Raw genomic sequence first — 15,159 nt, 5'->3', positions numbered from 1 at the left:
CGACGACGGGGTACACGTACCGGCACAACCCGGGTGCGGCGCATCGTCGGCGCACCTCCGGCACGAGGAGGCCCACCGTGACCACCCCCCGACCGACCCTGACCCTGTCCAGCACCGTGCTCGACGCCCCGGACGCGGCGGAACTGGCGGACTTCTACCGCCGCCTCCTGGGGTGGGAGCCGGTGCAGGAGGAGCCGGACTGGGTGAAGCTCCTCCCGCCGGGCGGCGGCGCGGGCATCAGCTTCCAGACGGAGAAGGCGTACGTCGCCCCGGTCTGGCCCGCGTCCCCCGGCGACCAGCTGATGATGCTGCACCTGGACTTCGAGGTGACGGACCTGGAGGCGGGCGTGGCCCACGCGGTGGCGGAGGGCGCGACACCGGCGGAGTTCCAGCCGCAGCACGACGTACGGGTGCTGTTCGACCCGGTGGGCCACCCGTTCTGCCTGTTCGTCACCGACCAGGTCCCGGGCGAGACCCCGGCGATCAGCCCCGAGTGGGTGGAGGAGCAGACCCGCGACATCAAGGCACAGGACGAGCTGACGGCAGCGGACGCGGTGACCCCGGGCCCGCACGAGAAGGCGGGCCCGATGGAGCCGGATGCGGCGTCGGCGTAACAGATCGCCGGGACACGGCGGTACCGACGGGCGACGGGGCAGTGCACCTCTCCACGCCAACGCTCGGCTCAGAGCTTCCCGCGCACGAGGGCCGTACGGTGACCGCCCAGCCGGCGGTCGAAGGCTGCGAGGAAGTCCGGGGCCAGCTCGGGCCACCCCCAGAAGGTGAAGCCCAGCGCACCGAAGGCGAAGCAGTCCTCCATGCCGGTCCACTCGGTGAGCGGCGACGTGACAGCGCAGTGCGCACACTCCACAAGGCCCTGACCGCCGCCACCCGCCCCCCAATCGGCGATCGCAACGGAGAAGGGTTCCCAGGCCCCGGGTATCTCCTCCCAGTCCTCGTCGTGGAACTCGGTGGACCGCTCACACCGCGGGCAGTCCACCGAGGAGGGGTCGGCCCCCTGCCCGGCGTCGAACACGGTGCGCCCGGTGACGACGTCGAGCGCCCCGCCCTGCCACGGCTCGCTCCACCCCCGGCTGTCGACGACCGCCCGTATGCGGGGCCCCGGCGGGTATCCGGGCCCGGCGCCGAACCCGGGTTCGGTGCGGTCGGCCCCGATGACTCCCTCAGCCACCAGCCACGCCACGACACGGGCGGCCAGCGGCCCGGCGGCGTCCTCGGTGACGTCGCGATCCACGATGGTCTGGAAGTAATCTCCCACGGCGATCTCTCCCCCCTGACTGCCGCCCGCTCACGGGCCGCTGTCCGACACCACTCACTGTGACAGACCCCACTGACAACGGGTGTCGGTCGACCGAGATGCCTACCCCCTCCGGCTCCGCCCTGCCTAGGTTCGTTGCATGGGTTCACATGAGGCAGCAGCGACAACACCAGCAACATCGACATCAGCATCGGCATCGGCATCGGCATCGACAGACGTGCACCTTTCGACCTCCTCCTGGCAACAGCCCTGCCCGCCGCCGGCCTCGGCCGACCGGACCCGCCTGGTCGCATCGATCGCGCAACGGGCCCTGGCCCGCGCACCGGGCCGCCTGCTCGTGGGCATCGACGGCTTCACGGCAGCGGGAAAGACGAGCTTCGGCCATGAACTCGCGGCGCGGATAGCCGAGTCGGGGCGTCCGGTGTTGCGGGCCACACTGGACGACTTCAAGAACCCGTGGAAGGACCGCCACCTGTACGACCGGGAGTCCGGCGAGGGCTACTACCGCAACGCGTACGACTACGAAACGGCCAAGCGCCTCCTGCTGGACCCCAGCCGCTCCCCCGAGGCCACGTCCTGCGCCCTCTGCTCGATCGACCCGCTCACCCAACGGGACCACTCGACGCGGACGACCCCGCTCACCCCGGACTCGGTACTGATCGTGGACGGCGTCTTCGCGTTCCGCCCGGAGATCGACCCGTACTGGGACTTCCGCATCTGGCTGGACGTCGACGCCGAACTCTCCGTACGCCGGGGCGCGGAGCGCGACCAGGACTGGGCGGGCTCGACCGCGGAGGCCCTCCACCGCGACCGCTACTTGGCAGCCGAGCGCCTCTACTTGGAGGAGGTGGACCCGCTGCCGAGGATGAACGCGATCATCGACAACACGGACTTCGCCCGCCCCCGCCTCACCAACGGCTAGCCGCCGCTGCCCGATTGCCGCCCCAGCCCGCCGCCACCGAGACGAACGCCGCTCATCGGCCGACGCTCGCTTCGCCTGCGGCGGCTTCCGGACTTCGCGGGCGGGTGTGTGCGTGGCGGCGGTGGCGCTTCGGAATAATGGGGGCTGCACAGCTTCTGACGGAAGGCCGCACGCGGGGGAGGGCGGGAGATATGTCCGTTTCTCAAGAAGTAAGGGAAAACAGGCTCCCCACCACCTAAACCCGCAGGTCACGAACGGTGGTCCCCGCGCACGCGGGGGTGGTCCCTCCTGGACCGGCCGCCGCAACGCGTCGCTTTTGTGGTCCCCGCGCACGCGGGGGTGGTCCTCCCGACCTTGCGTTCCTCGGCATCATCGTGGGGTGGTCCCCGCGCACGCGGGGGTGGTCCCGAGGAGGTCAGCGTTCGTGCGGCACATCTCAGGTGGTCCCCGCGCACGCGGGGGTGGTCCCTCGCTGAGCCCGCCGGCGACCTTCCCGTCCGAGTGGTCCCCGCGCACGCGGGGGTGGTCCCATCGCCAACCACTTCCAGGTGGACCCGGCGAAGTGGTCCCCGCGCACGCGGGGGTGGTCCCGCGACGTACTCCTGCGGCCGGTGCGGCCTCCAGTGGCCCCCGCGCACGCGGGGGTGGTCCCGTCCAAGAGGCCCGGCTCCGCAAGGACCTGCTGTGGTCCCCGCGCACGCGGGGGTGGTCCCGCCACGGGCCTGACCCGGTCGGTGCGTATGGCGTGGTCCCCACGCACGCGGGGCTGCTGCCGGCTCCCCTGCTCCGCCCCGTGGGTCGCAAGGCTGGCAAGCAACTAGCAAGCAGGGGGCCCACCGTGCGTACGGTGGGCCCCCTGGCCGCCTAACCCCTCCTGGCCCGGATGACCTCATTCGGGTCACGCAGCCACACATGCTGTCCCCGGTCGCCCACGGTCAGCCCGAATTGCTCGGCGTCAGGGCGTCCCGCCGACTCGTACTCCCACCAAGCCTGTTCGATCTCCTCCCACAGAAGTCCGGGCCCGTACTGCCACACCTCCTCCCCCGTGGCGGCCCCGTCCTCGCGGGTCACCCACACCTGGGCGCCTTCCGGGACCTCCTGATGGATGAGCCGTACCCCGGGCAGCCGGGCCCCGGCGTACAGGGCGAAGCCGAGGTCGAGGAGCAGGGCGGGGTCCAGGCCGGCGGCGCGGGCGCGCCCCTTGCCCCGCACTTCGTGGAGATCGGGCGCGCGGTGGGAGCGCATCGGCATGTACATCGCCCCGCCGCGAAACGGCCCGGTCGCGGTGCCGTCGTCCTGGACACGGAGTTGGACCAGGGCCCCCGACCAGAACTCCCGGGCGAGCGGGGCGACGATGATGCCGCCGGGCCTGACCTGCCGGATCAGCTCGTACGGGACGTGCCGCAGGGCGCAGGTGGCGATCAGCCGGTCGACGAGCCCCAGGCCGGGCCAGGGCTGCTCACCGTCCCCCACTCGCAGGTGCGGCCGGTAGCCGGCCTGCGCGAGGGCGTCGGCCGCCTGCCGGGCCACCACAGGGTCCAACTCGACGCTGTGGACCAGGTCGTCGCCCAACCGCTCGCAGAGCAGCGCGGCGACGTGCCCCGTCCCGGTCCCGATCTCCAGCACCCGGTGCCCGTCCTCGACCTGGAGCAGGCCGAGCATCCGGGCCACCATCGACGGCATCGAGTTCGACGACGTCGCCACACCGGGCCCGCCCTCGGCCCCGTCGTCGAGCTGTGTGACGACCGGCTCGTCGCTGTTCACCAACGCCAGCCACGCCTCCGTACCGCCGGCGACCGGCACGCACCGGTCGGGCAACTGCCGCCAGGCATCCATCGGAATGAACCGGCTGCGCGGCACGGCCTCGAACACCTGCCGCCAACGGGCGTCCAACAGCCCTCGGTCGGCTAGATCCTGCACCAGAGCCGGGTACGTGGGGATCTCCTGTGCCGTACTCACGACTGCGGGGCGTACTGGGGGCGGCTGCCGTCCGGGGACGGCTTCGGCTCCGAGGGCGGCGTCCACGGCTTGTCGGAGGGCGGCCCGCCGTGCTTGCCGTCGTCAACGTGGGTAGTGCTCATCGTGTGTTTCTCCATCGTATTGAGGAATTGGTCAGCTGGGCGGGCGGCGGAGCCCGTAGATCCCGTACGGCGGGAACAGGTCGACACGGCGGGGGTATCCTCCCTCGGCGCACAACCGGCACAGGAGATCCCGACCGCCAGAGGTGCGCCGGACAGCGGCTACCGGCGCATTCCAGCAGGCTTCGCAGGTACGGACGTCCGTCGCGGACCGGGCGATCACCGGCCCCCCTGAGGCCAAGCCAGAGATTCCTGACGAGGCATCGAGCACGGCTCCCGATGCAGCACGATCGTCGTACCCGCGCCGGATGCCCCGTACATCGGGATCTTCTCCGCCTGCCCCTGCGGGATCGGCCTTGTCGCAGCGGCCGCAGATCATCTGCGCGCCTCACGCCAGGCGCGACCGAGCTTGGCGGCTGTGAGGCAGGAGACCCCTGCACGGCAGGTGGGGCAGGCCGTCGAGTGGCCCAAGAGTGTGCGGTACGCGGTGTCGCTGCTTTCATACGCGGTGCCTCGCCCAGCAGGGGTCCCGCGTGCGGGGGTGGTCATCCAGCCTCCTCTACCTATGTTCCGGACAGGTAGAGGATCGGTGCTCGGAAGCGGCCCAACTGCTACAGCCTGTAGCAGTTGGCCATCGATCTAGACAGCGCCGGCCCAGCGGGCGAAGTGCGACAGGCTCTCGGCGTCGGCGCGATGGAAGCGGCGTAAATTCCTGACGACCTCGCGGACCCAGGGGTGTTCGCGCGTGTGCTGCGGTGCCACGGCACGAGCCGTCTTCAGGCTGTCGAAGGCGTCCACGGGTCGACCTGCCCAGTCCTGTGCCCTGGCGAGCTCGATGTAGAACCCACTGCGGCGCTCGGCCGGCACGTCGGCGCTCGGCTTCCACGCGTGGGCGGCACGAAGGGCGCGGTCGACGTGCTCGGGCCCGAGGCCGACCGCGATGGACACCTCGTGGACGCGCACGCTCTCGGGACCGAATGTCGTACCCAAGTACGTTCCTTCTCGGCCGACTTGGTCACCCAGCTGTCGAGCGTGGGTCAAGTGGGTGTCGGCCGCGTCCGTGCTGCCGGCGCGACTCGCGATCACGGCGGCCCTCATGTGCAGGGCACCGCGAATGGCTGCCTCCGTACGCCCGGTCGGCGGCGGAGAGGCATCGACGGCACGCTCCAGCGAGACAAGGCCGGCTGTGTGAGAGCGAGCGGCGAAGAACGTCTCGGCGCGAACGTATGCGGCCGTCGCACGGACGAGGGGATCAGCGGCACGGTCGGCCGCCCAGCGCATCAGGTCGATGAGCCGCGCGGAGAGATCACGCGCCCCGTGCTTGTAGGCCAGGGCATCGGCGGTTCGGGCAGCGGAGGCCAACATCCTTGCGGCGTGGCGGTGTTCGACGCTGGGAGCGGTGTGAACGTACCGAATGGCATCGGCCAGCAGATCGGGGACGGTGGCCGCGATCCGGCCGTATTGGGCACGAAGACGCCAGTCCATAGCGGTGGTGATCCCCTCGGCCAGCTGCCCAGGCGGACGAATCGGCGGGCCCAGGGGGAGGTCGTATCCGGCGATCACCTCCGACAAGGCGGGGAGCGCTCGGTGGACGCGCCGCTCTGCGCCCAGGTATCCCGTACGCAGTTGTGCGGCGTCCACGTCGAGGGTGTCGGCGATCGCCTCCAGTACGTCGTCGCCGGGACTACGGGCTCCTCGCTCGATGGCCCGGACAGTCGCGTACGAGACGTGGGCGGCTGCGGCGAGGGCGGTTTGGGTAAGGCGGCGTGCACGGCGGCGGGCGGCGATGCGCTCACCGATCTCACGTGGGCTGTCGGCGGACACCCACTGAACGTACCCGCGCGATGACGGTGCGGATGCGGTTTCGTCTATTCTTCCGCGATCGCAGTCAGCTCCGCGAGGGAGCCCAACACCCAGTCGGCCTTCCCGCGTACCTGTACGTCGTCCGCCCACAGATGCCCCCATGGGCCGCGGCGGATGTGCGCCGTGCGCAGTCCGGCTCCGGCGGCGGGGAGGGTGTCGTTCGCTGGATGGTCACCGACGTACACGGTCTCCCCCGCTGGGGCGCCGGACGCGTCCAGGACTCGTGCGAAGAACTCCGCCGAAGGCTTGGCGCAGCCCCATTCCCCGGAGGTCGCCACGAGGTCGGCGGGAAGATCCAGTGCCCGGAGCAGTTCACCGGCGCGCACTGTCTGGTTGCCCGCGACGACGACGCGCATCCCAAGTTCCCGCAGTCCGGCGAGCGCGGGGCGGACGTCCTCGTACAGATCGGATTCATCGAGGTACTCGCCTCGTCCGGCTGCCGTCCGGGCAGCGTATTCGGCGGGAATGTCGATGCCCGGTTTCACGAGCTTCAGCGCTTCGGAGTTGTCCAGCCCTTGAGCGGTGACGGCGCCGACGAGGGCCGACAGGGTGTGCCGGGGGACGCCGAGCCAGTCGGCCCAGGATCCCCAGTAACGGTCGTCACGGACGAGAGTCTCACCGATGTCGAACACGAACGTCTTCACGCGACGAGACTAGGGGCGGCGGTGAGGCCGCGCGACCTCCCCCTCCGGGTCCCTGCGCCCGTGGCCCGATGAAACGGGTCGCGGCCGGCCGGGGCCCCTCGGGGGCTCTGGCACCGGTGACCGAGTGGAGCTGACGATGGGCAAGTTTCCGCTGGCGGACGAGGAGATCGCCGTGAGGTCGGCTGAGTTGCCGGGCTGGGCGCGGGAGGGGGACACGATCACCCGCACGTTCAGGATCCGGCACCACGGCGGCGTAGCGATGATCGTGAACGTCGCGGACGCCGAACGGCTCGTCGGCCACCACGGGGCCGTGGCTGATGGCCCGACTCCGGCGGCTCGCTTTCCGTATGCATGCCCGCTGCGGCACCGGGGCGCAGGTCGTTGTCGACGGGGTCGCCGACGTACAGGATCTCGCTGGGCTCGACCGGGACGACGGCGGCGACACGGCGGAAGAACTCCGGGTCCGGCTTCGACGCCCCCCCAGTCGTCGGAGGTGCCGATCAGATCGACGTCCCGGGCGAAAAGGTCACGAAGGATGCCGCCGGCGCGCACCGTTTGGTTGCCTGCGATGCCAAGCCACAGCCCCTCGGCGCGGAGGGCCTTGAGGCTGTCGCGGCCGTCGGGGTAAAGATCGGACTCGTCGAAGTGCTCCGGCTGTCCCGCATCCGCACGCGCTTGGCGCTGCTCGGTCAGGTCGAAGCCGGGGCGGAAGACCTGGAACGTCTCGCGGTAGTCCTTGCCCTGGGCGATCACGGCCCCGAACTGCACGGCGAAGGTGTGGCGAGGGACGCCGAGCCAGTCGGCCCAGGTGCCGTACTCCCGGGTCTCGTTGACCAGGCACTCGCCCACGTCGAACACCACCGCGCGAATCATGGGGCGATCAGGGGCACACAAAAGCGCCGTTATGACCCTGCCCGTTTCCGCTCCAGCGGTCGTCGCAGCAACCTGGCTCAGGGGGCAGGATGGAGTTCGCGGTCCGGAGGGAATGCTGCTGCGGTCGCGCTACGGACGTGGCGCATCGAGATAATGGGGCCGCACGGCTTTCATCTGAGGATCACTGGGGAGACCGGTAGATATGTCCGTTTCTCAAGAAGTGAAGAAAAACGAGCCTCTGCCGACATAAACCACCAGGTCAGGAACTGTGGTCCCCGCGCACGCGGGGGTGGTCCCTGATCACGCCGCGCCCGACGCTGAACATCTCCGTGGTCCCCGCGCACGCGGGGGTGGTCCCTAGACGAAGTACCTGAACCAGAGACAGCGCCTGTGGTCCCCGCGCACGCGGGGGTGGTCCCCGTTCGCGGTCGGGTTCCTTGCGGCGTTCGACGTGGTCCCCGCGCACGCGGGGGTGGTCCCCTGCGGACGCTCTACCCGATCTTGATCACATAGTGGTCCCCGCGCACGCGGGGGTGGTCCCTGCGTTCACGGTGCCCGCGTAGGCGAGCGCGAGTGGTCCCCGCGCACGCGGGGGTGGTCCTCCGGCTTCGACATGACGACTTCCTGCCCCACGGTGGTCCCCGCGCACGCGGGGGTGGTCCCTGGAGCAGCGCCTACAACGGGCGCACCCTCAGGTGGTCCCCGCGCACGCGGGGGTGGTCCCCGAAACAGGATCACTCTGGCGTTCGGAATCGGGTGGTCCCCGCGCACGCGGGGGTGGTCCCACCTCGACCAGCGACGCGAAGGTCCGGTCCAGGTGGTCCCCGCGCACGCGGGGGTGGTCCCCGGGCCAGGCTGCTGGTCATCTTGTCGACGTCGTGGTCCCCGCGCACGCGGGGGTGGTCCCGTCTCCAAGGGGCGGTGGCCGGCCCCCGACGAGTGGTCCCCGCGCACGCGGGGGTGGTCCCGGGCGGACGTGGGCGAAGTGGGGGCTGCTCCGGTGGTCCCCGCGCACGCGGGGGTGGTCCCCGCTCGGCCGACCTCGCCCTTGTGGTCGAGGCGTGGTCCCCGCGCACGCGGGGGTGGACCCAGCTGCGCCCGGAACATCGTGTTCGGACCGCTGTGGTCCCCGCGTACGCGGGGGTCGTTCGAGCCTCAGGTGACCGGCCGGACACAGACGAGATCCCATGGCGGCCCGACGCCACCGTGAGCCTCGCCGCCCACCTCACCAGGAGTGATCTCTTGATGGGCCGAAGGGCCCTCACTCGCGCAGTTGCCAGTACTGCGGTATCCGGTGCCGCGCTCCTCGACAGCCTCAAAGGCTGGCTCGTCCCAGCCATCATCGCCCCGCAACAACGCCGCCCACGCCGGAGGCGACGTCGTTTTCGGGGCCAACGTGCTGGCCGGAATGGCTCGGCAGATGCTCTACCGCGATCGTGCCAACGACGCGCTCCAGCTGATCCACCTTGCTCTGGAGGGCGCCCGCGACGTGATCGGTCCCCGGGCCCGCGCCATGCTCCACACCCGCGAAGCCTGGGCCTACGCCGCACAAGGGCGCACCGCCGGATTCCACCGGGCCACCGCCAAGGCGGCCGAGGACCTCGCCGGTGCCGGTACCGACAGCGACGAGCCTTACTGGATCGCCTACTTCGACGAGGCTGAACTCGCGGGGGTTACCGGAGGCCGACTCCTCGACCTCGCGCGCACCGACCCACGTCGGCACGCCGCAGAGGCCGCAGAGGCCGCAGAGGCCGCAGAGGCGATTCGGACTGCCCTGTCGTCCCGAGGTGCGGAAGCCGGGCGCTCCCACGCACTCGACCGCATCGGCCTGGCCGAATGTCAGTTCCTCACCGGAGATCTTCAAGCGGCCGCCACCGAAACGGGCCTGGCCGTGCAGGCCGCGCGAGGCACCCAGTCGGGGCGTGTCCGTACGCAGCTTGGGCAGCTGTACCCCTACACCGTGGGGCACAGTGCGTCGCGTCCAGTGCGCGAGGCGCGCGATAGTATCCGCGACCTGCTGTCGAGCTGAGGAACAGGCGCATGACGACACTTGCCGTGACTGGGCACATGGACCTGACCGACGAGAGCGTGCCGCTGGTACGGGCCGCGCTGCGCGAGCTGCTCGCCGAGTACAGCGACGACCTGACCGGCGTCTCCTGCATCGCCGCCGGGTCGGACAGCCTCTTCGCGGAAGAGGTCACCGCCATCGGCGGCCGTCTCGTCGCGGTGATCCCCTCCCAGGACTACCGCGCAGCGAAGGTTAAGTCTGACCACGCCGCCGTCTTCGACCATCTCGTCGAGGCCGCCGAGGACGTGGTGACTCTGCCCCACCCAACAGCGAACCGGGCTGCCTACGAGGCGGCCAATGCCGAGCTGCTGCGCCGAGCTGACCGCCTCGTCGCGGTCTGGGACGGCACGCCCCCATCGGGTAAGGGGGGCGGCACTGCTGACACCGTCGAACAGGCCCGACAGGCAGGGCTGGCCGTCGACGTGGTCTGGCCCGCCGGGGCCGCTCGTCGCGGGTAGCCCTGGACGCACGAAAGCCCCCCGCCGCCGAAGCCGGGTGCGTCCGCCGCATGCGAGGACGTTCCCCCGCTCCCAGTCCGTCCAGTAACGGTGGTCACGGCCGAGAGTCTCACCGATGCCGAACACGAACGTCCTCACGCGGCGAGACTAGGGGCGGCGGTGAGGCCGTGCGACCTTCCCCTCGGACCTCCGCGTCCGTGGCACGATGAAGCGATCGGGCGGGGCGTCGCGGAGGCCCTGATCCGGTGATCGAGGGGAGCTGACGATGGGCAAGGACCCGCTGGCAGACGAGGAGATCGCCGTGAGATGGCCGAGTTAACGGGCTGAGCGCGGGAGGGGGACACGGTCACCCGCACGTTCAGGATCGTGACATGAGAGGAGGGGATCGTGGCTGACGACCTGTCTGCGGTGGGCCGCTTTCTGTACGAGGCGGGCACGCTGAAGCAGACGCGGCGCACGGGCTGGTGGATGGCTGGGGTCCGTGACCCCGAGAGCGTCGCCGAGCACTCGTGGCGTACGGCGCTGATCGCCACGATCATTGCGAAGCTGGAGGGCGCCGACCCCGCCCGAGCCGCCTACCTCGCTGTGTGGCACGACACGCAGGAGAGCCGGACCGGGGACGTGAACCACCTCGGGAAGAAGTACGCGCCCGCCGGCGACCCTCAGGAAGTCACGGCCGACCAGACGGCGGGTATGCCCGAGATCCTGGCCTCGGCGGTCCGCGAGCTGGTGGCGGAATACGAGGCGAAGGAGTCACCGGAGGCGGTCTGCGCTCGCGACGCGGACAAGCTGGAATGCCTCCTCCAGGGCATCGAGTACAAGAATCAGGGCTACGAGAACGCCCAGCGCTGGATCGACAACAGTCGTCGTCGCCTCATCACGAAGACTGCGAACGAGCTGGCCGATGAGCTCCTGGCTCAGGGGACGATCGACTGGCTCCGCACCGCCCTCGGGGAGGGCGAGAAATAGCCCTGGGTCCGGAGTGAGGGGCGCTCTCCGACACGGCACCGGGCCGGTCGGTTGGTCGGCCGGCCGGCCCAGGTGCCTTACTCCCGGGTCTTGTTCACCAGACACTCGCCTACGTCGAACGCCTCCGCGCGCATCGTGGGGCGATCGTGGAGGCGACCAGGGGCACAGGAAAGCACCGCCACCCAGCCCGCTTCCGCTGCTGCGGTCGCATTGCGGAAGTGACGCATCGAGATAATGGGGGCCGCACGGCTTTCATCTGAGGATCACTGGGGGGACCGGTAGATATGTCCGTTTCTCAAGAAGTGAAGAAAAACGAGCCTCTGCCGACATAAACCACCAGGTCAGGAACTGTGGTCCCCGCGCACGCGGGGGTGGTCCCTGGGACATGCCTCCGCCGCCGCCGCCGTCGCGGTGGTCCCCGCGCACGCGGGGGTGGTCCCACCAGCATCGGGCCACCGGCCGCGGTCCAGAGGGTGGTCCCCGCGCACGCGGGGGTGGTCCCGTGCAGCGGGTCTACGGCGCTTCCCTGGTCGGGTGGTCCCCGCGCACGCGGGGGTGGTCCCGATGAGGTGCGTCGCCTTCTCGGCCTCGGCGGGTGGTCCCCGCGCACGCGGGGGTGGTCCCTCCAAGCTCCGCGTGAACGTCCCCTGCGAGGGGTGGTCCCCGCGCACGCGGGGGTGGTCCCGGCGCGACAACCGACGGGGAGATGCGGAGGAAGTGGTCCCCGCGCACGCGGGGGTGGTCCCATGCGACGACGCCTGATGACGACCTCCGCCTCGTGGTCCCCGCGCACGCGGGGGTGGTCCCGCCTGCGGGAGGCCGAGTTGGTGTTCGACCATGTGGTTCCCGCGCACGCGGGGGTGGTCCCGCGGCCGCCCTCTCCCCGAGCAGCCAGCCGACGTGGTCCCCGCGCACGCGGGGGTGGTCCCGCGGTGCCCGCGACGCACCCGACGATGCCCGAGTGGTCCCCGCGCACGCGGGGGTGGTCCCCGCACAGCCCTGCAGGAGCAATTCGTCTCCACGTGGTCCCCGCGCACGCGGGGGTGGTCCATCGAGATCGGGGGGCATTCGCCATCCCCGTAGGCACCTCAGGAACCGCCTTCACCCCGCGACCGACGTCCTCTGCGAGTACCTGGCCGGCGAAGCCACCAACAGCGATACCGCGGAGAACATCGACGTGATGTGGGTGCCCAGAAACGCCGTGCCCCGCTTCATCTCCGTCGATACGATCTTCCCACCCATCCTGGCCGCCCTGGAGGAGCAGACGTGACGCAGCAGACCACGGACGAGCGGCCGGGCATCGCCGCCGCCATCGTCGTTCACGAAGGCCGTGTTCTCATGGTCCGCCGCCGGGTGAGCGAGGGGCAGCTCTCCTGGCAGTTCCCTGCCGGGGAGGTCGAGCCCGGCGAGGTCCGCGAGGACGCCGCCGTACGGGAGACCAAGGAAGAGACCGGGCTGACCGTGACGGCCGTGAAACTGCTCGGCGAACGCGTCCACCCGAAGACGGGCCGACTGATGTCGTACACCGCCTGCGAGGTGCTGGACGGCACGGCCCACGTCGCGGACACCGAGGAGCTCGCCGAACTGGCCTGGGTCGCCCCCAGCGAGATCCCGCAGTACGTGCCGTACGGCCTGTTCCAGCCCGTTCAGGAATACCTTGACGGCGCCTTGAGCGCTTGAGAGGGGAATGGCGCGTCGACTCCGCGCAAGAGAGGTCGCCCCCCCGAGGCTCGGGTCCCGCGACTCAAGACCCGAGCCCCGGGGAAGTCGGTTCACTCTTGCGGGGGTACGTGCGTGGGGGCCCGGGTCGAGGCTTGGTGTTCGAGATTCGGGCTTCGGGCTGCGAGGGCCGAGGGTCGAGCTCCTTCTTTAACAGGTAGGTAGAAGAAGGGGGTTGGGGAAACCCTCCCCACCTCCCCCACCCGTCACGGTCAGCAAGTATGACTAATCGTGACAGCTTGCGGCGGAGCGTCACGACTGCTTACGGTTCCAGAACCAAGCGACCCCGACGCGGTGTTCGAAGCACCAGGCCGGGGTCTCACCGCAAGATCGCTACCCTAGAAAGTCGATCCCGTGGCTACCCAGCACCCTAGCCCCGCCCCGCTCACCCCCGCACGCTCCACCGCCTACCCGATGGCCAAGCCCGGGTACGGCAAACGTTCCGCGCCGAGCCAACTGCCCCGAGCCAGCCATGACTTCGCCCTTCTGCCTACTCGCGAGCGGTACGTCGCCGGGTTCGTCGACCACCTTCCCGAAGGGGCGGCCATGAGCGTCAAGCAACTGGCCAAGCAGCTTCCGCTCTACGGGCAGCAGGCCATCAGCACCGCGCTGACCGCCCTCTCCGTCGCCGGGCACCTCCGGCGCGTACGGTGCGCGATCGGCGTGGGCGGCGAGACTCGGTGGGCCTTTCGCACGTTCTGGTCCCGCACCGCCCGCGACAACGAGTGGTGGAACGCCTTTCTCGCCGCCGAGAACGCCGCCGGAGCCGGGGTCGGGAGTTCCCCTCCGGACGCCTCAGGCCCCGGCGCGGCCCTCCCGCCGCCCTGGGTCCCGAACCCGGAGTCGCCGCCCGCGCCGCCGGAGAACCCCCGTACGGAACAGGGCCCGGAGCCCACCCCCGTACCGCATCAGCGCAGCCAAGCCCACACCCAAGTCCCGGCACCGGATGCCGCACTCACGCCTCCCGCCCCGGAAACGCCCCCGCCCCCGATCCCGGACGCAGCGCCCAAGCCCCCGGCCCCGGCCTCGCACGCAGTGCCCGCACCTCCCGAACCGGGAACGGCCCCGGCCCCGCCCCCGGACCCGGCGCCCAAGCACCCGGCCCCCGCCCCCGCAGCGCCGCCCTCCCCCGCGTACCTCGCCCTCGCCCGTCTCGGTCGTCAGGACCACCGGCTCGCCCTCTCCGCCGCCGACTGCGCGGTCCTGGAGGCGCAGGCGGCGGAGTGGCTCGTCCGGGGTGTGAGCGCCGACTACCTGACCGCCGCCCTCACCGCGGGGCTCCCCGCCCATGTCGACTCCCCCGTGGGCTTCCTCCGGCGTCGACTCACCGACAAGATCCCGCCCCTGCTGCCCGCCGAAGGCCCCCCTTCCGGCGGGCCTGCCCGCCGCGTCCTCCTGGAGTGCACCGGCTGCGGCACCCCCGGCCGTCCCGAAGCCCTCCCGGACGGCCTCTGCCGCCCCTGTCGCGACGCCCACCGCCCGGAGGCGAGCGAGGCCCCGGTCTTTCCCGCCGAAGGTCCCGACGTCAGGGCGCATATGAGCAACCTCCGTGAACTGCTCACGTCCGTATGAGTCCGGGAACCTATGAGTCCGGGAACCGTTGATCAGGGCAGGTCAGGGCTGGGCTGGGCTGGGCAGATCTCATCTGATCTGATCAGGGCGAGTCCGATATCGCTCAGACGGATTCGCCGGGTGCCAGATAGCGGTACGCGCTCCCGGTCTCCTGGGCGAGCCAGCCGTTGACGCTGCTCAGGCCGCGATCGTTGATCTGGGCGTCGTGTATCGGGAACGCCCGCCGCGGGTCGATCGCCTTGACGAAGTCGATCGCCTCCGCCGTCCTCATCCATGATCCCTGGGCCGGAACCAGAAGCGTGTCGATCGGCTGCTCGGGGACGTGCAGCGAGTCACCGGGGTGGTAGACCGCCTCGTCGACGATGTAGCCGAGGTTCGCGCAGTCCGGTTGGCCGGCGTAGATGAACGCGTGACGCCCGCCGACCGCCTGTACGCGGAAGCCCGCAGCGGTGAACTCCGCGCCGGAGGACACCGCCGTGAACTCCAGCCGTGGAATGGCCGCTTCGGCCGGGGCGTAGACCGGGACGCCGAGCCCGGCCAGGCGAAGGACGTCGATGTGATCGGCGTGTTCGTGAGTCACCAGCACCGCGTCCGCGCCGATCAGGGCGGCCGGTTCGCTCCATATCCCGGGATCGATGACCAGCACCCGGCCGTCGTGCTCGAACCGTACACATGCGTGGGTGTACTTCGTGATCTGCATGGTGTCCCAACGTACGG

General features: G+C 70.7%; 13 protein-coding genes, 2 pseudogenes and 3 CRISPR repeat arrays. Of the genes and pseudogenes, 8 read left to right on the top strand and 7 right to left on the bottom strand.

The features are described 5' to 3' along the window. Positions 1-77: 77 nt before the first annotated feature. Positions 78-614: a VOC family protein gene (locus ACLJPL_RS07240; protein WP_411079852.1), complete on the top strand. Its 537-nt coding sequence runs from the start codon at positions 78-80 to the stop codon at positions 612-614. A 68-nt stretch (positions 615-682) separates the two neighbouring features. Here ACLJPL_RS07240 and ACLJPL_RS07235 read toward each other — a convergent pair whose 3' ends face one another. Next, positions 683-1,276 (bottom strand): hypothetical protein, encoded by a 594-nt coding sequence (locus ACLJPL_RS07235; protein ID WP_411079851.1) that lies wholly within the window; start codon positions 1,274-1,276, stop codon positions 683-685. A 217-nt stretch (positions 1,277-1,493) separates the two neighbouring features. Here ACLJPL_RS07235 and ACLJPL_RS07230 point away from each other — a divergent pair, with 217 nt between their 5' ends. Continuing rightward, positions 1,494-2,198 carry a uridine kinase gene (locus ACLJPL_RS07230; RefSeq protein ID WP_411079850.1) on the top strand — a complete coding sequence of 235 codons (705 nt, stop codon included), beginning with the start codon at positions 1,494-1,496 and terminating at the stop codon, positions 2,196-2,198. Between the two features lie 257 nt (positions 2,199-2,455). Continuing rightward, a CRISPR array of direct repeats spans positions 2,456-2,972; the repeat unit is 29 nt; unit sequence GTGGTCCCCGCGCACGCGGGGGTGGTCCC. A gap of 90 nt (positions 2,973-3,062) precedes the next feature. Here the strand turns inward: ACLJPL_RS07230 and ACLJPL_RS07225 are convergent. The 5 genes and pseudogenes from ACLJPL_RS07225 to ACLJPL_RS07205 all read right to left on the bottom strand — a co-directional run. Beyond that, the gene (locus ACLJPL_RS07225; protein WP_411079849.1) at positions 3,063-4,157 is read right to left on the bottom strand and encodes a methyltransferase domain-containing protein; all 1,095 of its coding nucleotides are present in this window, start codon (positions 4,155-4,157) and stop codon (positions 3,063-3,065) included. Continuing rightward, positions 4,154-4,279 carry a hypothetical protein gene (locus ACLJPL_RS07220; RefSeq protein ID WP_411079848.1) on the bottom strand — a complete coding sequence of 42 codons (126 nt, stop codon included), beginning with the start codon at positions 4,277-4,279 and terminating at the stop codon, positions 4,154-4,156. The genes ACLJPL_RS07225 and ACLJPL_RS07220 overlap by 4 nt, the downstream gene beginning before the upstream one ends. Before the next feature lie 636 nt (positions 4,280-4,915). Beyond that, positions 4,916-6,100 carry a helix-turn-helix domain-containing protein gene (locus tag ACLJPL_RS07215; protein WP_411079847.1) on the bottom strand — a complete coding sequence of 395 codons (1,185 nt, stop codon included), beginning with the start codon at positions 6,098-6,100 and terminating at the stop codon, positions 4,916-4,918. A gap of 44 nt (positions 6,101-6,144) precedes the next feature. Beyond that, positions 6,145-6,783, bottom strand: coding sequence for an HAD family hydrolase (locus ACLJPL_RS07210; protein ID WP_411079846.1), 639 nt, complete (start codon positions 6,781-6,783; stop codon positions 6,145-6,147). Between the two features lie 344 nt (positions 6,784-7,127). Next, positions 7,128-7,656, bottom strand: a pseudogene (locus tag ACLJPL_RS07205) (HAD family hydrolase); the annotation flags it as partial. A 268-nt stretch (positions 7,657-7,924) separates the two neighbouring features. Then, positions 7,925-8,807: direct repeats of the CRISPR family, unit length 29 nt; unit sequence GTGGTCCCCGCGCACGCGGGGGTGGTCCC. A gap of 269 nt (positions 8,808-9,076) precedes the next feature. Here ACLJPL_RS07205 and ACLJPL_RS07200 point away from each other — a divergent pair. The 6 genes and pseudogenes from ACLJPL_RS07200 to ACLJPL_RS07175 all read left to right on the top strand — a co-directional run bounded on the left by ACLJPL_RS07200 (position 9,077) and on the right by ACLJPL_RS07175 (position 14,442). Then, a complete protein-coding gene (locus tag ACLJPL_RS07200; RefSeq protein ID WP_411079845.1) occupies positions 9,077-9,685 on the top strand; it encodes a hypothetical protein in 609 nt (202 codons plus the stop codon). An 11-nt stretch (positions 9,686-9,696) separates the two neighbouring features. Further along, a complete protein-coding gene (locus ACLJPL_RS07195; protein ID WP_411079844.1) occupies positions 9,697-10,182 on the top strand; it encodes a hypothetical protein in 486 nt (161 codons plus the stop codon). 387 nt (positions 10,183-10,569) lie between these two features. Continuing rightward, a complete protein-coding gene (locus ACLJPL_RS07190) occupies positions 10,570-11,151 on the top strand; it encodes an HD domain-containing protein (protein ID WP_411079843.1) in 582 nt (193 codons plus the stop codon). A gap of 350 nt (positions 11,152-11,501) precedes the next feature. Further along, positions 11,502-12,202: direct repeats of the CRISPR family, unit length 29 nt; unit sequence GTGGTCCCCGCGCACGCGGGGGTGGTCCC. A 27-nt stretch (positions 12,203-12,229) separates the two neighbouring features. Further along, positions 12,230-12,421, top strand: a pseudogene (locus ACLJPL_RS07185) (NUDIX hydrolase); the annotation flags it as partial. Then, the gene (locus tag ACLJPL_RS07180) at positions 12,418-12,831 is read left to right on the top strand and encodes an NUDIX hydrolase (RefSeq protein ID WP_411079842.1); all 414 of its coding nucleotides are present in this window, start codon (positions 12,418-12,420) and stop codon (positions 12,829-12,831) included. The pseudogene ACLJPL_RS07185 and the gene ACLJPL_RS07180, both read left to right, overlap by 4 nt. Positions 12,832-13,224: 393 nt before the next feature. Beyond that, the gene (locus tag ACLJPL_RS07175) at positions 13,225-14,442 is read left to right on the top strand and encodes a MarR family transcriptional regulator (RefSeq protein WP_411079841.1); all 1,218 of its coding nucleotides are present in this window, start codon (positions 13,225-13,227) and stop codon (positions 14,440-14,442) included. A 103-nt stretch (positions 14,443-14,545) separates the two neighbouring features. Here ACLJPL_RS07175 and ACLJPL_RS07170 read toward each other — a convergent pair whose 3' ends face one another. After that, positions 14,546-15,142 carry an MBL fold metallo-hydrolase gene (locus ACLJPL_RS07170; RefSeq protein ID WP_411079840.1) on the bottom strand — a complete coding sequence of 199 codons (597 nt, stop codon included), beginning with the start codon at positions 15,140-15,142 and terminating at the stop codon, positions 14,546-14,548. Positions 15,143-15,159 lie beyond the last annotated feature (17 nt).

The sequence above is a fragment of the Streptomyces sp. cmx-18-6 genome, assembly GCF_046548915.1.
Taxonomy (GTDB): Bacteria; Actinomycetota; Actinomycetes; order Streptomycetales; family Streptomycetaceae; genus Streptomyces.
Note: the sequence above shows the minus strand (reverse complement) of the source record. Positions and strands in the feature narration are given on the sequence as shown.